The organism is Paenibacillus sp. 1A_MP2 (assembly GCF_052244825.1).
GTDB lineage: Bacteria > Bacillota > Bacilli > Paenibacillales > Paenibacillaceae > Paenibacillus > Paenibacillus vandeheii.
Genome location: NZ_JBQQCS010000001.1, coordinates 6,619,512 through 6,640,753 on the forward strand (window position 1 = coordinate 6,619,512; position 21,242 = coordinate 6,640,753).

Here is a 21,242-nt window from a genome sequence, read left to right on the forward strand (position 1 = left end):
AAACTCATAGCTTTTAATGTGCAAACAAAATGATGTAATCTCTATACCAGCAAATTATATGGGGGATATGTGTTATTTGTTGAATAATGGTTTCATTCAACACTGGGTCGTAGTTCCACTTCACCAACCGCCGTATTCATACCAGGGAGCGAAAACGACCACAACACGGACGTTTTCTAGTATTGCGGATTCGTTGGTTCTATAGTCCCATTATTTACATTATATAACTAATTCACTAGTTAGAATCATTATTCTTCAATACTGTATTTATCTTTTATTCTTAATAAATATTCGTCTATTGAATCTTTCTGATCTGCGTTCTTTTCAATATAGAAATTACATGCTACCTGCAAGTAATCATATAGTTCTTTATAACTAACAATATCATAATTATCATCTACACCATAATAAAACAAAACACTATTCTCGCCAAAGTAACCTTCATCCCCAACATCGAATTCATCTGAATATATAACTCCCATATAATCTCGTCTCTCAACATATTCGTTTAAAAAACCATCTAATACCTTAACAAGGTCATGCTCTAATACAAAATCGCCAAGAACATCAATAACTGAGCCCTTTTCAAGTCCCTTTTCTTCGTACTTGAGAATAAACTTATTCTTATCATCGTAAACAGCGGTCATAGTGGTACCTCCTTAGTTTTCTCCAAACTTCAATACCGGATAAAAGTTTTCAATTTCTCCAGTATCAATATTTTTTATCCCTTCAAACTTCAACCCATTACTTGAAACTCCTCGGATTATTTGCTTATTATTTTGGCTTTTTAATTGACTTAATCTTTGCGATATTATTCCTTCCTCCATTGCCTCTTTTCCTAAGCGAATAATATCTTCATTAGAAATTACATTAGTATCATATATAGTTTTTTTAAGCGGTGGTTTATCTTCCTTGGGTATATACTTAAATTCACCAGTACCTTTTCCTTTATAATCTTTTATTTCAACCTTCATTCTATATTCTAAATCATAAATACCAGGAATATCGGGATGTTCTAATTTATTCACTTCTACTAATGAGTACTTCCCATTTTCGTCAAAAAACTTCTTAAATTCATCGTAATTATGACCGCCACTAACTCCCTTCCAATCTGTTACTTTTTCTACCTTTCCAGTTAAATGTTCAGCATAATATCCTTCTTTGTATTTAACATCACCCGTCCCCTCAGTATTCCCATCCCTGGCCTTAGTTCCATCTTTCGATGATGGAGCTTCTTTAGGTTTAGGAGCTTCCTTCGGCTTAGTTGGTGTAACGTTTGAAGACGTAGACGACTCTTTAGAAACGGTTCCTTTCGATGGAGCACTACTCTCTCTCGAATCCACATGAGATGTGCTCGGCGATCCCTTCGAACTTCCAGAATCATTGCCTTTCCCACGATTCCCACCTGGTTCCGAGAACATGTGACTGTCATTCTTCACAATCACCGGCACGGTCTGGCCGTTGCTCAGCCTCACGCGCTGAACTCGCCATGGAACACTGGCTGCTGCGCCTGTGGTCATTTTACCCATAGCCTGGCTGATTCGTTCGCCCAGCTCTGCGAGAGAGGAGGGCATTAATGCCGCATTGGTCTTGAGCTTGCCATCCTTCATGCCACCGCCTGAGGTTCCATCTGGCCCATCTCCATGACCATGCGGAACGCCGCCCTTGGCTCCATCTCCATCTGCATGGCCAGACTTCTTACCACCACTCTTGAGCACCTTGACACCATTTTTGACCAAGGATGCTCCGCCAAATATGGCCCCCGCCGTATCCACGACTCGCATCGTAGCACCAACATCGTTTAACCCAGCGTCGCGGCTCTCCTGTTCCGTCAGGGTCAGCATGGTGCGGTTGTCTTCGCCTTTCAGATCCATGAACGGCTTGGCATACGCTTCTCCCGCACTGGATACATCTTGCCAGATCTCTTTCCCTGATTTCTGACCCGTGACCAAGTCTCCCGTATAATCGATGACGTTATTTACGCCCGTAATCGTTCCTTGTACCGTGGCATTCCGCTCCGTTAACGATCCGACCTGTTCTCCCTTCACCCAGCTGTATAATCCCTGGGCATTGTCACCCCCAACGATGCCTGTAAATGCGAGGTCAGCCACATCACCGACCATACTGAGCAGGCCTTTGCCCTCTTCAATTACTCCATCTCGTTTTCCCTTTCACGTGCATCCCAGTTTCGCTTTAGCCGCGCTTCCTTCAGCGCGCTCTCTCCCATACTGGCCAGACTCTGATCGAACGCAGACTGAATCATGCCAAAGGAACGATGGATCTCGGCTTCCAGGACTACATTCTCACTCTTTCCGTTGACCTCTTCCACAAGCTCCACATGATCTGTCATCGTCTGAATGTACAGACCTTCTGTACCCTCCAGACTAACGCTGGCTCCGCTGATGTTCAGGTCACCCATGCATTGGATCTGCACGTGGGTTGTGCTATTCAATGTAACGCCGTTACCCGCAGCCATCGAGATATACAAGGCGCCCTCTTGGGCGTTCATGACAAGTTCGCTGTCGCCAAGGGTGAACGATTTCCCCTGTGGGTTACCGAAAGACTTTACACCGGGATCTTGCATCACTTTGCCGCTCTTCTCCACATGTCCCGCTTCCGTTGGCTCCTGACGAACCGACTGCATCACCATGGCTTCGTCTTCTTCTGCACTTGGGAAATACAGTTTCACCTTCGCGCCGGGTTCGGGCATCATGTACCATACTTGACTGCCTTCCGCGGCATACGGAAACCAGCGTGCCTCCCCGGCCTGCTGACCCTCATCCATATCCAGATGAACCTTCACCTGGTTACGTTTCACATCAATGATTTTCCCTTCGATAGCAGCACCAGTGATCATCGTTTGAAGCTGTCTGGGCAGTGGATGCGATGCTGGCAAAGCACATGTATATTTCCACTGTAGCAAGCTCCGTTCCAGCATCGCCTGGCGAGAGGTTATGTTGTAGGTATGGCCATCAGAGGATACTTCATCCCCAATTGAAGCTCCTGCCCCAGATCGAAAGTATACGTTGTATACTCCTCCTCGGATACCGTATGTTTTCCCTGGGCTTCGGTATGTAAAAAACGCTCAATATTACGACTTTTCTCGAAAGGGATGGATTTCAGTTCAAATGCCCCTCTGCCTTCAGGATATCCAATCCAGAACCTGGGCTTGTGTGCAGTCACATCCGGCACCAGATCTGCTCCCAGATGTGAAGCGAGCCGTTTCAGAAAGCTCCAGTCGGTCTCCTGATACTGCATAATAAAAGCGCCTGTCTTTGTCTCATCAAAGGCAAAATCAATATAGTCTCCTTCAGGATAACCCTTCATAACACGATTAACAATGTCCAAATAACGCAGCTTATCATTCTGATAGGATTTCGTTCTCTGTAAGGCATCCAGTTCATAGGTATGTGAGATGACTACAGCCATCACATATACGATCCCTCTGGTGGCTTCGACTTTGATCTCATGGAGTTGTCCCTTGAACAGGGGTAACTCCCTTCCGGATTCATCCATCTGGATGAATCCGACTCGATCGTGACTTCCAGCTTTCTGGATAATGGTCTCTTCCCATTCTTCATCGACCCATCCACTGAAGGATAACCGGGCATGGGCCCCTGCTTGCTGGATCAATTCCAGCTTATCCAGGCGTATCTTGCCATACGGCCAATGGACATGGATATCCCCATAAGTTAGAGTTGATTTTTCCAATGTCTGCACAGTGTTCCCCTTTCTTATCCGTCTGCATCTTACAACTGACCATCGACCTCAATCTTGATAATCCCGCCTTTTCGGCATATCAGTTCAGATCGACTGAGCAGAGCAGCCTCACCTTCCACCAGCACGTCCTCCTTGCCCTGGCTCCATTTGTTGAAGAACGTATCTGGTTCACACAATGCTCCGTCCATTTTGCAAAACCCGCATCGTCCAACGTTAGCCAGTGGAATCACGTCAGCAATGTTCAATACAGGCTGTTCCTTGATATAGATGCCGTGGGTAAGAGGCAGGTTCAGTACACCCGGATCTGACCCCTGACTACAGGAAATCTCGGCACCTCTGACCACATAGGTGAATTCACCACCGAAACCTCCTGACATCAAAGCTTTGAACAGCATGGGTAGCAGCATTCTAATTCCCTCCTATGTCAATAAATCGATTGGTTCATTTCCGTTTTCACTCATCTGAGCGCATGTGAATATCGCCCTTGTTAGAAGTCGCCATAGATGAAGCCGCTCAACCGGAAAACGGACATTTCCTGTGACCGCTCTTCCTTTTACCGATGTAACGATCACAATATCGTAAGCCAATCCCGAGGTTGAGGGCTGAATGGATTCTCCATAGAAGACAATCAGGCTATCTCCTTGTACCGTCTCCTCATGTAACCATTGCGCATCCTTTTTGAGCGTTCGCATCTGATCTGTGATGATACTGCCCATTCCCTCAATCTGGCTTACGTGCAATGGATGAGATGATCTAGATAGGCTTAAGCTGATACCCTTTTGCTCATCAATCCACATGACCTCATCTCGTCCATGTCTGTTTCTGCCCTCCTGTAGTTTGCCTCGGGGAACCTGGACCAGATGATCCGGTAAAGGAAGGGTTATTATCCCCTCCCAGATTTGGTGATTGTTCAACGTGATGATTTCTGCTTCGGTCTCGATCAGACCCTGGCGTACTCCGTATGTAACCTCTTCCTGCGTCATCAGCTCCCCACTTGCCGCTTCAGCTTCCTGAATACGCTTTGCCAAACGCAAATCCCGATCCATTTTCAGCAGCATCTCATCACCATATCGGTTCATTCCAGATCCACCTTTCGTAAAACAAAGCCACTTAACCCTCTGCGAAGCATGCTCTCTGCTACATCAAAACGTACGATTACACCACTCCCTCTTACACCCTCCAATGTAAATATGCGTTGATCTTTAACCGCCCCACCCTGCAATACAGGCTGCTGTATTGAACCATTCGGATAAAACAGGCTATGGTCAGACAAAGCCAGCACAGCAGGGATATGACTCGCCCAGTAGCTCAACTGCTCCCCGCTCCCCTGATCGATGAAGGTGACGGATTTGAACAACATTGCTTCATCGACCATTTCCATTAGCCGCTTCATGCGATCACTAACAAAATATGAAGGCCTACTTATCCAATCCGTTGGCTCTTCATTCGGTTTGCGTTCAATCATCATGACGGATGAAATGGACAACTCATCAAAACTGGTTTGTAGTGCAGGAGGCCTAAACGGATTCAATATCCGATGATCCTCGGTCAGTTCATAAAATCGTGGGATCATAACTCCTCCTCTTTCTCATGGGAGACAACCCAGCGTATCGATTCAATCTGCTCTTCACTCAAAACATGCCTATACTGTTCACGGTCATGAAGCCATATCTGTGCCTGACTCAGCCTAGCCCCCTGGAAATCAGCATGGAATAATTGCGCTCCCTTAAGATTGGCGCCTTCCAGATTGGCTCCAGCAAAACAGATTCCCTGAAGACCAAGACCCCCTTCCTGGAATTCCATACTCGCTCCGTCACTGACATCACACAGGTTGGCTCCAAGCAGACTGCATTCCCGGAACACAGTATCCATAAGTAGCGCCCCTCTGAGGTCAGCTCCACTCAGGTCGCTTTGTTCCCATCTGGTCCCAATCAATACAGCACCTCTTAAGTCGCTCTTGCTCAGATCGGCAAGACTGAAATCGGAATACCTGATATCAACGTGATCAAATAGTCCCTCTGTCAAGGATAGTGACGTATAGTCTGCATAGGCACATTCCAGCCCTTCTGCTAAAGTCAATTTCTTGCGAATGTTCTGAATATCCCTATACCGATAGTCCCTGACATACACAGGCTCACTCCAGTCCTTGTATTCACCTACCCTGATCTGAAACTGATCCCCACGGTGCAGGCGTTCCATCTCTTTCAAGTTCAACATATGAGGAACAGCCAAACGTGCAATCGCAGTGACATAGGCATTGAAACGACCCGCAGACTGCAACATCATCCGTTCCGCGTCAGAAGCATTAAGTACACCTCCATAGCGTCTCATTTCGATATGAAGAAGCTCTTTTAACGGAGTTAACGACTGGAATGCCCACGTCGCATCATATGTATGGAGACACTCTACCTCATCCCAATACCATTGATCGGAGTACGCCTCCAATAAGCAGGTGTAACTCCCATCCAATATAGATGTTCTCAACATGGAACAATGAAGAATTGAGATTGGTTCTTTCCCGAGTTCCTGTTGGGCCAACTCTGCTTTTAAACAGAGTTGCCGCATAGACTCTACGAAAGATTGAATTAACGAGTTTTGATGTTCCATAATGTACACCCGGAGGCTTGAGAGATGATCCTGAAGTACGGGTTCCAATATTTCCTGCTGCAAATGTACGATCGCTTCCGCTTTGTTCATATCTCTTCCTTTCTACCCCCTGCTAATTCATCTTGATCTCTGCTCCGTGCATCTTCAGCTCTTCTTCCAAAGTGATGGTATTGCCCTTTCCGGTTAACTCAACCTTCTCGCCTGCGATCCGAATGGTTTGTCCGGACATGACGACATCCTGACCCGCTGTAATGCTCACATTCTGATCGCTTACAATCTCGATGCCATTCTCGTCACTGACCGTGATATACATTCCACCCGCCGAGATCACGATTTTGTCTGGAGCCAGCATGATCTCTTTCCCATACTTGGTTCGGAATGTCTTGATGTCCGGATTGCCCATTCGATCTTCGGGCACCGGGGGCGGAGCTACCCTGTTGACCGAGCTAGTTCTACCTACGCTTCCACCCGCGCCTGAACTATTACGATTGCTCCCACTTGGACTTCCGCCAGACTGTCCCGAAGCGCTACCCTTTCCAGCTGCTGGTGATGCGGTTGAAACCTGCTTCGGTACAGCCGGCACGCTCTCAGGATCTTGCCTTTTTACAGAGCTTATGGCGATGCCATCTTCCTCTTTTTTGCTTGGAAAATAAATACGGATGCTGTCATTCACTTCAGGCATGCAATACCAGCCCGTATTATTCTCAGAAGCATAGATCGTCGAATAGGGGAAGAAATAGGCCGTGCTTTCATCCTGCTGCTCATCCATATCCAGCTTCGCACGAACTTTGTCCCCCTTGACTTGAAGAACCGAGGCTTGTATGGAAGCGCCAATAATGGAAGTATTGTAGCTCTTCTTATAACGAAGCCCCTCCGCAGGAAATAAGGAATAGGTATGATTTAGCAAACTATCGATGAATCGGGTCTTCGCCTCGCCTACAATCCACTTTTTGGATTTGAATTCCACCTCATTCCCCACTTCGAACCATTGCCTGCTGTCCGCTTCGTATACGATATAATCCGGATCTTTGGCACCCGGTACTTTATTTTCCTTGGCAGAACGAAAGTCGGCAATTCGTTTGGTTGCTGTGTAATGGGATGCTTGCAATTCTCCCTTATACTGGCCTTCGGGTAAGCCAAAATAAAACTTGGGTTTGCCTGAAGCTGTATCCGGTACAACTCCAGTGTAGAAATGGGAAGCCATCCTTTTGATAAATTGCCAATCTGTTTCCTCATACTGCATCACAAAGTCTCCGATTTTACGGCCGTCTGTAGCAAAATCAATGACATCTGAACCTTCATAGGGAGAAATAATCTTGCGCACCAAATTCTTGTAGGACAGATTAGGGTTTTGGAAGGAACGCTTGTGTAACTTTACATCCAGCAAGTAGGTATGGGATACAGCGTCAACCATTAGTGTATGTACATCGTTAATGACGTTCACTTTCACATGCAGCACCACACCGGAGAAGAACACCTTCTCATGTCCATCGTCATCGGCAATTTTCACTTTAATATCGGTTTGGGATGTTGTTGCCTGGACATAGCTGTCTTTTCGGGCTTCCGGTATCACTGCCGTCATTCTCATTCGTGCATGTCCGTTCATCGTTTTATTCACTTCAAGGGTTTGAAGGCGAACGATTTCGTAAGGTGTTACCCGAACCTGACCGTATGTTGTTGCGGATATATTCATGAATAAGCCTCCTTGTATCTCAAATTAATTAATGGTGCCCCTTTATAATTGTATTTATATAATTCGGAATTTTATGGAATATTTTGAATATGTAGAAAGTCTCAAATTGGATGTGTATATACGCACTTCTATTTTCAAATGAATCTATAGTCTCACGTGGTGTTTACCTATATTGAGTATTACATTTTCTTTGTCCATCTGGAACATTCCTTGATCAAACCGGTTCAGTTCTGTCCCACTCCCTCATAACCTAGTTAAAAAGGACAAAGGAGGCTGGACCGAATGTCCCCCATGAAATCATCAAGCGGTCTGGATGAAAATATTGCCGGCATGCTCTGTTATCTGTTCACTTTTGTAGGTGGAATCGTCTTTCTGGCTGTAGAAAAACGAAGCCGATTCGTTCTGTTTCATGCGCTCCAATCCGTCACGGTATTTGGCATCATCATGGTCGGTCATGTGCTCTGTGCATTTCTCCCACTGTTTGGTCCACTGCTGGCATCGCTGTTGTCCCTGCTTGGCGTAGTGGTCTGGCTTCTCATGGTAGTCACCAGTCTGCAAGGCAAATGGCTGAAGCTACCGTGGGTCGGAGATTTTGCTGAGAAACAGATGCGGCATCTGTAAGAAGTATCTATCGGCTTCATCTCAAAGTAATTCATCCCGTGAGTCTACATAATAATCCATCTTGTTTTCGGCAAAAAAAACACCGGATCTCCTGCTCTCTAACGAGCAAGGTCTCCGGTGTTTGGTTTATTTTGCCTTCAATAACGATTCACAGGATAGATGATTCATCCCCTGAATAGTTCAAGCCGTTTAACATACTTATTCACAACATTTATTATTCAATCCATGAGGAATTTAAAGTTAACATAACATACATGTTGAAGGCAATAACAACCCCGATTTCATAACATTATATGTTACGCAGACTTGCCATTATCTCCAAGGATCACATCCGCTTGACGTTCAGCCATTTTGGCAGCCGTTGCTTGAGTACCCAGACCATTGAACAGCAAATTCATGAAAATAGCTGTAAAGCTACCTGCAATGATTCCGTTACCGAGCATAATCTGTGCCCAGTCCGGTGCACCTGCGAACAATTGAGGCACAACCGTTACCCCCAGCCCCATACCTACAGAGCAGGCGATGATGAACAGATTCTCATGGCGGTTCAGATCGACCTGACTGCCCAGAATACGAATACCAGACGATACTACCATACCGAACAATGCAACCATGGCCCCGCCAAGAACAGAACCTGGAACAAGCTGTGCGAGTGCCGCAATCTTCGGTACAAAGCCGATGACCACAAGCAGTCCGCCTGCTACAACGATCACATCACGCGTTTTGACCCGGGTCATCTGCACAAGCCCTACATTTTGAGAATAGGTCGTGTATGGAAACGAGTTAAAAATACCACCCAGTACTATCGCCAAGCCTTCTGCACGATATCCACGGGCCAGATCTTTGGAAGACAGGTCTTTATCCAAAATTTTGCCGAGAGCCATAAATACACCAGTGGATTCAGCCACGCTGACAATCGCCACCAGAATCATGGTCAGAATTGGTACAACCTCAAACGTTGGTTTACCAAAGTAGAACGGCTGCACAACGTGGAACCAGCTCGCTTCGCGAATTGGCGCAAAGTTAACTTCACCCATAAGCCCTGCTGCCACGGTACCCACAAGAAGACCAATCAGCACTGAGATGGAACGAACGAATCCTGTAGTAAACCTTGTCATCAGAATGATGAACAACAATACGCCGAAGCCGAGCAGAAGATGAACTCCACTGCCAAAATCTTCTGCGCCCTGGCCGCCGCCGAGATCGTTGAACGCTACCGGAATCAGGGTCAGACCAATAATGGTTACGACCGATCCGGTGACGACTGGCGGAAAGAGCCGAATCAATTTCCCAAAAATGCCCGAGAACAATACAACGAATATCCCTGACGCGATGATCGCACCATAAATGGCAGACACACCGCTTTTCATCCCAATTAAAATCATCGGTGATACGGCCTGGAATGCACAGCCAAGCATGACGGGCAGCCCCACTCCGAAGAAACGGTTGCCCCATACCTGCAATAGTGTTGCCACACCACAGGCGAGCAGGTCAATCGCAATCAGATAGGTTAACTGCTCCGTTGTAAAACCAAGGGCCTTGCTGACAATAATCGGTACAACAACAGCTCCTGCATACATCGCCAGCACATGTTGGAGACCCAAAGAGAAGGTTTTGATCGGATGCCGATGCCGCTGAAAAATACGTTCGCGCGCCATATTAGATCGTGACCTCCTCGTCTGCAAACGTAACCTGTCCGTCTGACAACGCCCCGATGCGAACCAGCGATTCCACACGATATCCTGCTTCTTTCAGCAAGCGACCTCCCGGTTGGAACGCCTTTTCAATAACGATGCCAATTCCCACCACTTCAGCACCTACCTGCTCCACAATGCGGGCCAGACCAAATGCCGCTTCGCCATTCGCCAGAAAGTCATCGATGATTAGTACGCGGTCACCGGGCTGCATGAACTTCTTCGCAACTGTAATTTCATTTGTCTCCTGCTTCGTAAAGGAGTACACCTTCTCGACAAGAATGTCTTCGGTAAGCGTAAGTGATTTCTGCTTCCGTGCAAAAATAAGCGGCACGTTGAGTTCCAGTGCGGTCATGATGCCTGGTGCGATCCCTGATGATTCAATGGTCAGTACACGTGTAATGTTCTCCCCTTCAAAACGGCGGATGAACTCCTTGCCCACTTCCTTCATCAGAACCGGATCCATCTGGTGGTTCAGAAACGAATCCACTTTGAGTACCTGTTCGGACAGAACAATGCCTTCCTGTATTACCTTGTCTTTTAACAATTGCATCGTAATTCTTCCCCTGTGCGCCCTCCCGTACAGAAGCCTGCATGACCATCGATCCGCTCTGTAAAAAAACAAAAAGCCCGCCTTTTTACACGCTGCGGAAGGACCGGAGACGGGAAAAGACGGACTTGTACGTATGTGGACAAGCCGCATGGATACTGCGAGTGTAGTGGAATGCAAAATCTTGATTACAGGATGACTCAGAGCAAAGCTCAATCAAAACTCCCTATCGAAATAGAAATATTAAATTGAAGCTGCCTGAACATTCTTTTTCAGACAAACTGCCCGAGAATCCTTTCTTTACATACCTTACAAACGTTGCAGATCTTTCCCGTAGTCCGATCATTCCGGTGATCGGGTAGAAACATGCAGGCCTATTCCTGCACATATACGAGTCGGCATATTTAATTTTTAAGCTCCATGATTCGTTACAATGTATGATCGCGAACCTGAATGTAAAAGTGTGAACAGAATTGATAATGTTAGAAGTATACCGAATCGGCGGCGTGAAATAAAGAAGTATTTTCATGGAAGTTGCGGAAACTTGTCTTAATTTGCATAAAAGGGATGATTGCTGCGTGTTTTTTATGTACAATATGAGAACGGAAGCGCGTGTCCGAACGGAGAATCGATGGATACGCCGCCTGTATTATGAATTATTTGATAAAGGAGATTTGCAGACATGAAAGGCGTACTGAAGGAATTTAAAGAATTTGCCGTACGTGGCAACGTCATCGATCTGGCGGTCGGTGTCATTATCGGAGCTGCTTTTGGCAAAATTGTTACATCCCTCGTGAATGACATCATTATGCCACCGGTGGGTAAACTGCTTGGAGGCATTGATTTCAGTCAAAAAATCATCAATCTGGACCCAGGCATCAAAACAGCCAATGGACAAGACATCACCACACTCGCTCAAGCCAATGAGGCTGGCGCTACGGTGATTGCCTACGGACAGTTCATCAACGTGATGATTGATTTCCTCATCGTCGCTTTCTGTATTTTCATGCTGGTGAAAGGTATCAATTACATCAAAAGCAAAGAACACAAAAAGCCCGAGCCACAAAAAACGACCAAGGCTTGCAAATACTGTCTTTCCGAAATTCCGGCTGCCGCTACTCGCTGTTCACATTGCACCTCGGAACTGGAAGCAGAAGGAACTGGTGCAATGGCTTAATCGTTTCCACGCTTCGAGCGTCTCAGAATCCAATTTCTGAGCCGGACTTAATTGAAGACCATTGTTATCATGATCGGATTTATGTAAAGTAAATCCTGCTTGCTCTGTCCGTTATTCTTCCTTCATCCGTGTGTTTGGAAAACCCGCACGATGGCGGGTGGAGTCAAAACAGCTCCCACATGAAAGGTCTCACCGTAAAGGTGGGGCCTTTCCTTTATTTTATTTTACGAGCCAGGCGCAAGCAGCCTTGTTTACCACACTTACATTCACATTCACAACTTGATTACGAACTAGAATCGACGCGGCAGCAAATGCTCCAAAATCGACTTCAAGTCCTTATCTTCCTTATAAACCTCTTCCCCGGTATCAAGCTCTGTCACTCGAATATATTCAAAGTTTGCCGAAGCATCCGTAGGTTTGAACAACAGCTGTGCTTCATCTTCCAAACGTACATGAAATCCCATATCCTTAAACATGGTCGTTAACTGATTGGTTGCCGGTTCTTGTCCCTGTCCAACAAATATAAGACCTCTAAGATTTTTGCGTTCCTGAGGTTGCGGATAAATGACTTGAAAGTGTACAATGCATTCCATAAGATGGTTCCCCTTTCGTTTAAAACATACTTTGTGAAATTTTGAACTTTAAAACTTGCTATATAAGGAGATACGTATCATGACCCAGAACGTTTCGATATTTACGACGATCAGCAAAACTGGATAGGTACAGAGCTTCGCAGCGTAGTGCATGCCAAAGGATTCTGGCACCGTTCATTTCACTGCTGGATCGTGCGCGACGAAGGTTCGCGGCGGTTGGTACTTTTTCAACGACGACGGGATATCAAGGATACCTTCCCCGGAAGTTACGACATAACAGCAGCAGGGCATCTCACTGCCGGCGAACAGCTGCATGAAGCCAGTCGTGAGCTTGAGGAAGAACTGGGCGTGCAGGCGCCTTTTGAAACGCTGACCTATCTGTTGACTGCAAGACAGCAACTTGAAGGGCAGGTTCGCGGTGTTCCTTTTGTCGATCGGGAATTCAGTTCCGTCTATGGACTATGCTTAAACCAGCCTCTCGAAGCCTACACCTTGCAGGCAAGCGAAGTCGACAGCCTGTATGAAGTGTCTTTGGATGAACTGATTGCCTTATTCCGTGGTGAAACCCATGTGATTCAGGCAGTGGGAGTACAAGCCGTACAGTCGGCGTCGAATCAGGTGGATCAGGCAAATGGTAACTCTGTTCCTCTTCCCGTTCAAGCACGTCACATTCGCGAGATTCAAGCAGCCGAGTTCGTGCCACACGGTACAGAATATTATATCGATGTACTTGAAGCGTTATATAATATACCCAAAGACAGATCCAATCCTCTATAAGATTACGTTACGTTCCTAGCTTCATTTTCTCAAAAATAGCATGACTTCATACCCTACTACATTAGCTCAACAGGGAACATTTGCTGTGATGAACATCACTGCTTCCGTTAAGTAGCATAAACAGGCGACTGCCTCTTGGCAGCGCCTGCTTCCTTTAAGCATGTATTTAAGCGTTCATAAGATGCCCGCTCTTTTTAGATTGAAGCCGTAATCACGGAAGCTCCAGACCCTTAATCCGGCTTAATCCCCTCCGATGGCACTGACCAATAACGCGCTGAGAGGTTTTGGTATCGATGCCCGTAACGAGACTCCAGTTCCTCTCCCATATCCTGCTCCAGCTCATACAACACCAATTCTTGAGCAAAATGATTCAGCAGCAGCCCGGTCATGACCGGATGCTCTGTCACCATCGCCTGAGTGACGCAGGATTCCCCGCGCATCCCTACCATGCACCAACGCCGATCCACCACTAAAGAGAATTTCCGGCCATTACCTGTCCCGTATGAAGGCAAACCAGGCCAAGGAGCGGGCTGATCCATAATGCCCTCTCCACCATCGCACGACCATAACAGTCGCACGCCGCGGTCTTCGGCACGCTGCAAGTCGGCACGCAACAACTCCGCTTCCTCACGCCACACGTCCACCACAATCTCATGTTTGGCCTCTGCCAGTTCACGGCTCAGATTTTCAAATACGTTTTTGTCGCCTTCAATGTTGTAGAAGACCGGCTTCTCAGGCTCATGCTGCGGCATACTGCTCTGCACATATTCAAGGGAAGCACGCATCTGACCGGAGATCATGCTGGTCATCTCCTCCGGCTTCAAGACACTGTATTTTGCAGGCTCTCCTGCGCTGCAACGCAGGAACCCCCGCTGTTCCAGCCGTTGCAGGGTGGCATATACATTGGAACGGGACACACCCAACCTTTTCGCGACCTCATATCCCGAGGCCGAGCCTTGGCGAGCGAGTTCCACCATAATTTTAGATTCCATCTCGGTAAACCCCAGATGACGCAAATGATGCAGCAGTTGGTCCATATTCCCGTCCCCCATGCTGTAAGCAACCAGCGCTGCCTCACAATGATTCCGCAGCGCTTTCTACTGCATCAGATCTGTTCTGCTCCGCAGCGTGGGCACCATTTCGAACCTTTGGGCAGCTCTGCCGCACAAATCTGACAATTCACCATCTCGCGTGGCACTTCGGTCTGTACGTCCACCGTGTTCACGATCGGATTATTTTCTTTCCAGTACCGAATGCGCTCATCCAGCTCCTGCTGACGCTCACGCTCCCGCTGCATTTCTTCATCCCGACGGCGTTCCCACTCTGCATCGAACGCTTCCTTTTCCTCTTGGGTAAACTCTGTGCTGTTATACTCGGATTCGGTCTCCAGATCCGCAATGGACGGAATCACCGTGTGATATGGCTCAGCTTCCTCCAGTTCCTCTTCAGTTGGCGCATCATAATTCGGTCGCTCCGGGCTATGAGCCACGGCCGCTTCCTGTCTCGCAGGGCTCGTCGCTCCTACAGACGCTGCTGCGGGTTTGAATTCGCCCAACTTGCGTCCGCATTTCGGACAGAAGTTGGCATCCAGTGAAGCGACATGCCCACACTCGCATAAGCGCTCATTTTTGAGTTGTGCAATCTTGTTGCGCAAGCCATCGATCTCATCCTGCAATTCGTCGCACAGCCCCGACAGATCCACCATCTCTTTTTCGGCACGCGTCATGTCCTGTGCGCGATAGCCTTCATAGAAGATACGACCCATATCTGTAAAATGGACTTCCTGTTCCTGCTGCAAGCCCACAATCTGATTATTTATTTTGCCGATTTCAACGGCGTGCTGGGCACGCTCTGTTGCTTTGTTTGCTCCGTTTTTAATTCGTTGAAGCAGTTTCATTACATCTCCTCCTCATCCCGTCAAAACCCATATCATTTTAATTTTCCATAGTATAGCATTTTGCATAACTCGATATAATCACAAGCGGTACAACCTATCGAGGGATACGAGCATTCCGATCCATATGTATGCTGATTGGAAGTCACTCTCCTGATCTTATGCAAAAGCTCAGCATATAACTTATACGATATCATGCCAAAAAGTTGCGAAATCGTGCGCGAATGCCCGTTTTCTGCCGATGCTGGATGAATTCGGGGGCTTTCGTCAGGACCATACGTTCGGGTATAATGAAGCTTTGGCCCTGTTGATCCGCCTACTTGGGCGGTTAACCCTATCATACCAATTTACAATGCGATTGTGAAAAGGGCAAATGAATTACTTTTAAGCCGGGATAGTCCTATCCCTGAATGCATATAGAGGTGGATGAATGATGTTAAGTCCGAACTCAACGTTTTACCCCCGTCCGCTCGGGGTTACCCCGGCGGCATCCCTGCCCCAGTCCCCTTCGGCTCCATTGGAGACCAGTAGACAACTCGTGGGCAGTGATGAACGGGATGCCCCATATTTCCGCTCTCTGGAAGAGGTAGGGATCCGTCTAAACGGGCCCCAAATCTCAGCGGTTCGCCACGGCAAAGGCCCCCTGTTAACTCTCGCAGGAGCTGGCTGCGGCAAAACAACTGTACTGGCTGCACGAGCCGGCTACCTGATGGAGGTTAGTGGTGTTCACGCGGGAAGCATCCTGCTGGTGACGTTCACGAACAAAGCTGCCACCGAAATGAAAGACCGCATCGCTTCGCTGCCTGGCATTCGTCCAGCCGCTGCAAGAGCGGTGCAGGCCCGTACATTCCACTCGTTCGCGCTGACGCTGCTTCGTCATTACGGCGTGCAGGAAGAAATTTTTGGCGAGTCGCGCGCGCAGCATACCGTACTTAAAATGCTCCTGCGCCAGAATGGCATGAGTGAGGCCTTTCAGCCGGAGAGCCTGCTGGCCATGCTGTCCGCCTGGAAAATGCAAGGATCTGAGACAAGCGATCTCCCCGAAAAATCACAGGAGGAACGAGACGCCAAACGTGTTCTCCTTGGTTATGAAGCCTGGAAGCAGGATCGCAACAAAATGGATTTTGATGATATTTTGCTGCGAGCTGCCGCACTTCTTCGTGATCCTGCTGTCTTGGGGCCGCTTCAGCAGCGTTTTCAGTACATTATGGTCGATGAGTTCCAGGATACGAACAGTCTGCAATATGAAATTGTACAAAAACTGGCTGCCGCCCATCGCAATCTGATGGTTGTGGGAGACGACGACCAGACGATCTATACGTTTAATGGGGCACGGCAGGAATCCATTTTGGAATTCGATAAAGTATACCCCGGTGCACGCATCGTGACGCTGGATATCAACTACCGCAGCGATGCGCGTATTCTGGGACTGGGCAGCGAATTGGTCGCCCGGAACAAACGAAGACGCGACAAGCGGCTGCGCGCAGCCGGGCATCGCGGAGATGCGCCACGGTTCGCCACCCCCTCCAATGCCGAGGAAGAAGCCGCTTGGGTTGTTAACCAGTTGTGTCAGCAAGTCGAGGAAGGTCTGCATACATATCGGGATATCGCGATTCTGCATCGGACAGCCAGCAGCAGCCGGGCTATATTTGAGCAGCTTGTATTGAAGGATGTGCCGTTTGTACAGCATGGAGCGTCCCCGGTCTTCTACGACCAGTCCCTGATTCGACCGTTAATGGATCATATGCGCTTGTCGCTGAACCCCCGTGCTGTAGATGCTCTGCCAAGTGCGCTGGGACCTCTCTATGTGTCCCGCGATGCTGGCCTGGAGTGGATTCTGCGCAGTGAAGAGCAGCAGGCGAAGAAATATCCGCTCATCCATCTGGCCAAATGGGACAAGCTGAAGTCTTTTCAGCAGGAACAGGTCAAGGAACGTATCAAGCTGATCAAATCGCTGACGAAACTGAAACCGGTGATTGCAATCCAGGAAATGCGCCGCCAGTTTTACGACAAATATATGGAGAGCGGTGATCCAAGCATCTTCACCCATTACAAGGAAACGATGCTGGAGACTCTGGACGAGTTCGAAGCCGCCGCCAAAAAATTCGAAACCGTGGAAGAGTTCATTCAATTCGCTGATGAGCTCTCTCGCAGACACCGTGAGATGGAGTCACTGCGCCGTGCTCAGGACAGTGATGCGGTACAACTGATGACGATCCATCGTGCCAAGGGACTTGAATTCCCATGCGTGTACTGGATCGGGGCCAGCGAAGGAATCGTGCCTCACAGCACGGCATTGCGGCAGGATATTCCGGAAGACCAGAAGGCTGCCCTTACGGTGCAGCAGACGGAGGCAGAATTGGACATGGCTCTGGAAGAGGAGCGACGGCTCGCCTATGTCGCAATCACTCGGGCGAAGCAGTACCTGTATGTGACGTCGCCAGCGAGCCATCACGGAAAACCAGCGGACGTTTCCCGCTTTCTGCTGGAGGCCTTCGGCATGGAGGTACCGGACAAACGCAAAAACAACGATGAAGGCCGAACTGGTCATCACGCGTCATACGGCAAGGGAAATGGCAATAGTCAGAACTCCCACTCTGGTACCCGTTCTGAAGGTAGGAACGTGGTACACAGACGGACAATCAGTAACAATGAACGTCGTGACTTCGATGTTCATAATGAACGTGACGATGATCGACTCAGTGAACGACGAGGAAGCGGTATCATTGGGAACCACAAGGCATTTAGCACCACGGGTGTGAGTCAGGCAACTTCTTCTTCGTCCAGTTCGGTATCGCGCACCTCAGAAGATGCTGAACGTACAGAGACTGTAGCGATTTGGAAGTGCAGTTCTTCCACCTGCAAAGCTTGGCTGCGCCAAAAACCGGATGTACCTTCGTCCAAAGCATCCAAAAAGGCAGCGTCTGGGCCCCCTCCTTGCCCGCTGTGCTCAGGCAAGATGGAAACCAGTACCCGTAAGGTTCCTGTGACTGGGCGGTTCGGAAGGTAAAAGATTGCCATTCGTTTCAGGACGCTTGCTGCTGTTTATTAACAGTAGAAGCGTCTTTTTCCATTTTAGAATGGAGGTTGGAATATGCAGGACAGCAAAAAGCATTACTATGTATCGGTAACCCATAATCTCATTGAACAGACCAAGAACGAATCAACACCGTTTGAAGTCATGGTCGACGATGAACAGTTAAATCGGCTGAAAGACTTGATGAAAGTACTCGAGGATGAAGATGCCTATACACTGCAGCGAGCTCCGGTACCCTACAAATCGGCTGATCATGACGACGCTACGAAGCAATTCTCGGATGGCATGACGCTGCTGTATACCTTTTTGTATGACCATGGTACTCCGGATAGCCGACAGGCGATTGAGAGCATGAATGTACTTCCCCGGCTGCAAGATACGGATTATGATGATCCGGGATATGAGAATTCACCGCTTAATAAATGAACTCTTTTCACAAAGACTTCCTCTCCGATGACAGACCCATTGTCTGCTTCAGGAGTGATGGAAGTCTTTATTTTTTTACAGATTCAGTCCTAATAGTATCAATATTGATACTATAAACCAAAAATGATACTACTATTTATTTTTTGATATTATGGCATATATTTATATATACATTAACTTATTTCTGCAAGGAGGATAACTATCGACATGGGAAATTCAATCATGATGAAAGCGTTCGGATATTACGAGCCTGGGTTAGAGGCCAACATACCGCCATTTCAGGAGGTGGAAGTGGAGAAACCAAAACCTACAGGACAGGATTTACTTATTGAAGTGAAAGCAGTGTCTGTCAATCCGACGGATTGGAGGTCGCATAGTTCCAAACATTCGGACGATTTATCCCTGACCATACCTGGTCGTGACGTAGCGGGCGTGGTCGTGGACATCGGCTCCGATTGCCATTTGTTCAACGTTGGTGACGAAGTATATTATGCGGGGAGCAATACGCGCCCAGGCGGACACAGTGAGTTTCATTTAGTGGATGAACGAATTGTGGGCAGAAAGCCGAAAAGTCTGGATTTCGCTCAAGCGGCAGCTTTACCTCTGACAAGCCTTACAGCAGGAGAAGCTTTTTATGAGCGCTTGGGCATCTCCAGGAATGCATCGGATAACGAAGGTAACAGTATGCTTATTATCGGGGCAGCGGGAGGTGTCGGATCGATCGCTACTCAATTAGCCAAGTTGGCTGGCCTTAGAGTCATAGCAACTGCCTCTCGTCCCGACTCGATCTCATGGACAAAATCAAACGGAGCAGACCACGTGATCAATCATCATCAGCCATTCGCACCCCAACTTAAAAATCTCGGACTAGCCGGGGTACAATATATTTTCGTGCTTAATCATATAGATGAGCACATGGCCGAGATGGCAGAAGTTATTTTGCCACAAGGAAAGATTTGTTCCATTCTGCCATTTGAAAAACCAGCCGAACTTCAAAAGTTATTTTCAAAAAGCGTAACACTCGTTTGGGAAATGATGTTCACCCGTCCGATGTTCCAGACAGATGATATGATTGAACAACATCTTCTTCTTAATGAAATCGCAGATCTGGTGGATGCCGGAAAAATTCATACAACGATGGCAGAGCGGATCGAACCAATTAATGCGGCTAACCTGCTGGATGCCTACCGAAAGAGCAAATCGGGTACTGCGATTGGCAAAATCGTGTTAGAAGGGTTTGAAAAGTAACGTATATCCGTCTAGTCTGATCACGGTCAAAAATCAACCAAAGGGTGTTGTCTCTCCAAAGTTAAGACGGAGAAACAACACCCTTTTAATACTACTTTAGATTCAATCTCCTATATCAGTCCAGACGAATCTCCTGACCTTTTTCGGCTGACTCGTAGATTCCGCATAGCATCCTGGTTGAAGCCACACCATCCGCAATGGGACTGATTGGCTCAGTACCATTCAGACAACAATCCACAAAGTGATCAATCTGGTTCTGGAAGGCAGCGTGAATATCGAGACCCTTATAATCTGTCTGGGGCTGGATATTCAGGATCGTATTGTGTTTCTCGGTGACGATGAGTGTCTCGGGCTCCAGTTCGAACCCACCACGCTCGCCGTACAATCTCACTGAAGATTCTTCCCCACGTGCATGCAGGGTAAAGCTCACATCTACCGCCAAAGAAGCCCCGTTCTCGAAGCGAATTAGCGCATTCGCCATATCCTCCACATTGTTGACAGCAGAACTGTAATCTGCGGCTTTGTAAAATGAAAGATGCTCGATATGGGCACGATTGCCCAGTTTTCGATACGTATTGCCACTCACCGAAACAGGCTTCGGTTTGCCCATCAGATACCAGCATTGGTCGATAATATGTACGCCAAGATCAATGAGCGGGCCACCGCCGGAACGGTTTTTGTCCGCAAACCAGCCTCCGGGATTTCCCAAGCGTCGCAGGATAGAGGCTTTGGCATAATACAGTTCACCAAACTCACCGGCATCGATGAAACTGCGCACCATCTGCATGTTGTTATCATAACGACGTACAAATCCCACAACAAAGGTACATCCGCTTTTTTTCACAGCCTCTTCAATCCGCAGCGCATCTTCCACGTTGGTTGCTACCGGTTTTTCCAGCAGCACATGTTTGCCTGCCTCCAGAGCTGCGATGGCAAATTCGGCATGGGTATTGTTCCACGTACAGATACTAACGGCATCCACATGCGGATCCTTCAGCATCTCCCGATAATCGGTGTACACGGATTGTGCACTATACTTCTCTGCGGCTGCGACTGCACGCTGTTCGTTCAGGTCACAGATGGCGTAAATGACGGCATTCTCGTTCTTGGCGTAACACCTCATATGAAGATCCGAGATAGAACCTGTGCCAATCATACCGATATGCAGCATTTTACTCGTACTCATCTTCTTCCTCCTTACCTTT

At 47.7% G+C, this 21,242-nt stretch carries 21 protein-coding genes and 1 riboswitch; of the genes, 6 read left to right on the plus strand and 15 right to left on the minus strand.

Annotated elements, in window-relative coordinates; translation table 11 throughout:
* Positions 1 to 248: 248 nt before the first annotated feature.
* The 9 genes from cdiI to ACTWJ7_RS32580 form a co-directional block, all read right to left on the minus strand.
* Positions 249 to 647, minus strand: a complete 399-nt coding sequence (gene cdiI, locus ACTWJ7_RS32540) for a ribonuclease toxin immunity protein CdiI (protein ID WP_079347747.1) — start codon at positions 645 to 647, stop codon at positions 249 to 251.
* Between the two features lie 12 nt (positions 648 to 659).
* Complete coding sequence (locus tag ACTWJ7_RS32545) at positions 660 to 2,048, minus strand: CdiA family toxin C-terminal domain-containing protein (protein WP_179132725.1); 1,389 nt, start codon at positions 2,046 to 2,048, stop codon at positions 660 to 662.
* Between the two features lie 101 nt (positions 2,049 to 2,149).
* Entirely contained in the window at positions 2,150 to 2,896 is a 747-nt protein-coding gene (locus ACTWJ7_RS32550; RefSeq protein ID WP_443146257.1) for a hypothetical protein, read from the minus strand.
* Positions 2,897 to 2,952: 56 nt separating this feature from the next.
* The gene (locus ACTWJ7_RS32555; RefSeq protein ID WP_443146258.1) at positions 2,953 to 3,720 is read right to left on the minus strand and encodes a hypothetical protein; all 768 of its coding nucleotides are present in this window, start codon (positions 3,718 to 3,720) and stop codon (positions 2,953 to 2,955) included.
* Between the two features lie 29 nt (positions 3,721 to 3,749).
* Positions 3,750 to 4,127: a DUF4280 domain-containing protein gene (locus ACTWJ7_RS32560; RefSeq protein WP_079348821.1), complete on the minus strand. Its 378-nt coding sequence runs from the start codon at positions 4,125 to 4,127 to the stop codon at positions 3,750 to 3,752.
* A gap of 12 nt (positions 4,128 to 4,139) precedes the next feature.
* Complete coding sequence (locus ACTWJ7_RS32565) at positions 4,140 to 4,799, minus strand: hypothetical protein (RefSeq protein WP_079348820.1); 660 nt, start codon at positions 4,797 to 4,799, stop codon at positions 4,140 to 4,142.
* Complete coding sequence (locus ACTWJ7_RS32570) at positions 4,796 to 5,293, minus strand: imm11 family protein (protein ID WP_079348819.1); 498 nt, start codon at positions 5,291 to 5,293, stop codon at positions 4,796 to 4,798. The genes ACTWJ7_RS32565 and ACTWJ7_RS32570 overlap by 4 nt, the downstream gene beginning before the upstream one ends.
* The gene (locus ACTWJ7_RS32575) at positions 5,290 to 6,417 is read right to left on the minus strand and encodes a pentapeptide repeat-containing protein (protein WP_079348818.1); all 1,128 of its coding nucleotides are present in this window, start codon (positions 6,415 to 6,417) and stop codon (positions 5,290 to 5,292) included. The genes ACTWJ7_RS32570 and ACTWJ7_RS32575 overlap by 4 nt, the downstream gene beginning before the upstream one ends.
* A 22-nt stretch (positions 6,418 to 6,439) precedes the next feature.
* The gene (locus ACTWJ7_RS32580) at positions 6,440 to 8,020 is read right to left on the minus strand and encodes a hypothetical protein (RefSeq protein ID WP_079348817.1); all 1,581 of its coding nucleotides are present in this window, start codon (positions 8,018 to 8,020) and stop codon (positions 6,440 to 6,442) included.
* Between the two features lie 282 nt (positions 8,021 to 8,302).
* On the opposite strand from ACTWJ7_RS32580, the gene ACTWJ7_RS32585 reads away from it, so the two are divergent.
* Complete coding sequence (locus ACTWJ7_RS32585; protein WP_079348816.1) at positions 8,303 to 8,641, plus strand: DUF4870 domain-containing protein; 339 nt, start codon at positions 8,303 to 8,305, stop codon at positions 8,639 to 8,641.
* 296 nt (positions 8,642 to 8,937) lie between these two features.
* Here the strand turns inward: ACTWJ7_RS32585 and ACTWJ7_RS32590 are convergent, their stop codons facing one another.
* Both ACTWJ7_RS32590 and ACTWJ7_RS32595 read right to left on the minus strand, forming a co-directional pair.
* Positions 8,938 to 10,299, minus strand: coding sequence for a nucleobase:cation symporter-2 family protein (locus ACTWJ7_RS32590; protein WP_301881832.1), 1,362 nt, complete (start codon positions 10,297 to 10,299; stop codon positions 8,938 to 8,940).
* Between the two features lies 1 nt (position 10,300).
* Positions 10,301 to 10,888, minus strand: coding sequence for a xanthine phosphoribosyltransferase (locus ACTWJ7_RS32595; protein WP_024632141.1), 588 nt, complete (start codon positions 10,886 to 10,888; stop codon positions 10,301 to 10,303).
* Between the two features lie 311 nt (positions 10,889 to 11,199).
* Positions 11,200 to 11,299, minus strand: a riboswitch (purine riboswitch).
* 268 nt (positions 11,300 to 11,567) lie between these two features.
* On the opposite strand from ACTWJ7_RS32595, the gene mscL reads away from it, so the two are divergent.
* Complete coding sequence (gene mscL, locus ACTWJ7_RS32600; protein ID WP_301881836.1) at positions 11,568 to 12,062, plus strand: large conductance mechanosensitive channel protein MscL; 495 nt, start codon at positions 11,568 to 11,570, stop codon at positions 12,060 to 12,062.
* Positions 12,063 to 12,352: 290 nt separating this feature from the next.
* On the opposite strand, the gene ACTWJ7_RS32605 is transcribed toward mscL, so the two are convergent.
* Positions 12,353 to 12,655 (minus strand): hypothetical protein, encoded by a 303-nt coding sequence (locus ACTWJ7_RS32605; protein ID WP_079348813.1) that lies wholly within the window; start codon positions 12,653 to 12,655, stop codon positions 12,353 to 12,355.
* A 99-nt stretch (positions 12,656 to 12,754) separates the two neighbouring features.
* Here ACTWJ7_RS32605 and ACTWJ7_RS32610 point away from each other — a divergent pair, with 99 nt between their 5' ends.
* Complete coding sequence (locus tag ACTWJ7_RS32610; protein ID WP_443146448.1) at positions 12,755 to 13,432, plus strand: NUDIX hydrolase; 678 nt, start codon at positions 12,755 to 12,757, stop codon at positions 13,430 to 13,432.
* 230 nt (positions 13,433 to 13,662) lie between these two features.
* Here the strand turns inward: ACTWJ7_RS32610 and ACTWJ7_RS32615 are convergent, their stop codons facing one another.
* Together ACTWJ7_RS32615 and ACTWJ7_RS32620 are read right to left on the minus strand one after the other, a co-directional pair.
* Positions 13,663 to 14,469 (minus strand): TrmB family transcriptional regulator, encoded by an 807-nt coding sequence (locus ACTWJ7_RS32615; protein WP_079348811.1) that lies wholly within the window; start codon positions 14,467 to 14,469, stop codon positions 13,663 to 13,665.
* A 68-nt stretch (positions 14,470 to 14,537) separates the two neighbouring features.
* A complete protein-coding gene (locus tag ACTWJ7_RS32620) occupies positions 14,538 to 15,329 on the minus strand; it encodes a zinc ribbon domain-containing protein (protein ID WP_079348810.1) in 792 nt (263 codons plus the stop codon).
* Between the two features lie 430 nt (positions 15,330 to 15,759).
* Here ACTWJ7_RS32620 and ACTWJ7_RS32625 point away from each other — a divergent pair, with 430 nt between their 5' ends.
* The 3 genes from ACTWJ7_RS32625 (at position 15,760) to ACTWJ7_RS32635 (ending at position 20,037) form a co-directional block, all read left to right on the plus strand.
* Positions 15,760 to 18,336 carry a UvrD-helicase domain-containing protein gene (locus tag ACTWJ7_RS32625; protein ID WP_079348809.1) on the plus strand — a complete coding sequence of 859 codons (2,577 nt, stop codon included), beginning with the start codon at positions 15,760 to 15,762 and terminating at the stop codon, positions 18,334 to 18,336.
* Positions 18,337 to 18,420: 84 nt separating this feature from the next.
* Positions 18,421 to 18,789: a hypothetical protein gene (locus ACTWJ7_RS32630; protein WP_079348808.1), complete on the plus strand. Its 369-nt coding sequence runs from the start codon at positions 18,421 to 18,423 to the stop codon at positions 18,787 to 18,789.
* Positions 18,790 to 18,996: 207 nt separating this feature from the next.
* Positions 18,997 to 20,037 (plus strand): zinc-binding alcohol dehydrogenase family protein, encoded by a 1,041-nt coding sequence (locus tag ACTWJ7_RS32635; protein ID WP_218671909.1) that lies wholly within the window; start codon positions 18,997 to 18,999, stop codon positions 20,035 to 20,037.
* Positions 20,038 to 20,152: 115 nt separating this feature from the next.
* Here the strand turns inward: ACTWJ7_RS32635 and ACTWJ7_RS32640 are convergent, their stop codons facing one another.
* Entirely contained in the window at positions 20,153 to 21,223 is a 1,071-nt protein-coding gene (locus ACTWJ7_RS32640; RefSeq protein ID WP_079348807.1) for a Gfo/Idh/MocA family protein, read from the minus strand.
* Positions 21,224 to 21,242: the final 19 nt, after the last annotated feature.

Excerpts from the sequence above, each read along its gene's own strand:
- ACTWJ7_RS32620 (WP_079348810.1), bottom strand. The coding sequence starts at position 15,329 with ATGAAACTGCTTCAACGAATTAAAAACGGAGCAAACAAAGCAACAGAG.
- ACTWJ7_RS32640 (WP_079348807.1), bottom strand. The coding sequence starts at position 21,223 with ATGAGTACGAGTAAAATGCTGCATATCGGTATGATTGGCACAGGTTCT.
- ACTWJ7_RS32565 (WP_079348820.1), bottom strand. The coding sequence starts at position 4,799 with ATGAACCGATATGGTGATGAGATGCTGCTGAAAATGGATCGGGATTTG.
- ACTWJ7_RS32570 (WP_079348819.1), bottom strand. The coding sequence starts at position 5,293 with ATGATCCCACGATTTTATGAACTGACCGAGGATCATCGGATATTGAAT.
- ACTWJ7_RS32580 (WP_079348817.1), bottom strand. The coding sequence starts at position 8,020 with ATGAATATATCCGCAACAACATACGGTCAGGTTCGGGTAACACCTTAC.
- ACTWJ7_RS32560 (WP_079348821.1), bottom strand. The coding sequence starts at position 4,127 with ATGCTGCTACCCATGCTGTTCAAAGCTTTGATGTCAGGAGGTTTCGGT.
- ACTWJ7_RS32615 (WP_079348811.1), bottom strand. The coding sequence starts at position 14,469 with ATGGACCAACTGCTGCATCATTTGCGTCATCTGGGGTTTACCGAGATG.
- mscL (WP_301881836.1), top strand. The coding sequence starts at position 11,568 with ATGAAAGGCGTACTGAAGGAATTTAAAGAATTTGCCGTACGTGGCAAC.
- ACTWJ7_RS32590 (WP_301881832.1), bottom strand. The coding sequence starts at position 10,299 with ATGGCGCGCGAACGTATTTTTCAGCGGCATCGGCATCCGATCAAAACC.
- ACTWJ7_RS32575 (WP_079348818.1), bottom strand. The coding sequence starts at position 6,417 with ATGAACAAAGCGGAAGCGATCGTACATTTGCAGCAGGAAATATTGGAA.
- cdiI (WP_079347747.1), bottom strand. The coding sequence starts at position 647 with ATGACCGCTGTTTACGATGATAAGAATAAGTTTATTCTCAAGTACGAA.
- ACTWJ7_RS32585 (WP_079348816.1), top strand. The coding sequence starts at position 8,303 with ATGTCCCCCATGAAATCATCAAGCGGTCTGGATGAAAATATTGCCGGC.
- ACTWJ7_RS32605 (WP_079348813.1), bottom strand. The coding sequence starts at position 12,655 with ATGGAATGCATTGTACACTTTCAAGTCATTTATCCGCAACCTCAGGAA.
- ACTWJ7_RS32625 (WP_079348809.1), top strand. The coding sequence starts at position 15,760 with ATGTTAAGTCCGAACTCAACGTTTTACCCCCGTCCGCTCGGGGTTACC.
- ACTWJ7_RS32630 (WP_079348808.1), top strand. The coding sequence starts at position 18,421 with ATGCAGGACAGCAAAAAGCATTACTATGTATCGGTAACCCATAATCTC.
- ACTWJ7_RS32635 (WP_218671909.1), top strand. The coding sequence starts at position 18,997 with ATGGGAAATTCAATCATGATGAAAGCGTTCGGATATTACGAGCCTGGG.
- ACTWJ7_RS32595 (WP_024632141.1), bottom strand. The coding sequence starts at position 10,888 with ATGCAATTGTTAAAAGACAAGGTAATACAGGAAGGCATTGTTCTGTCC.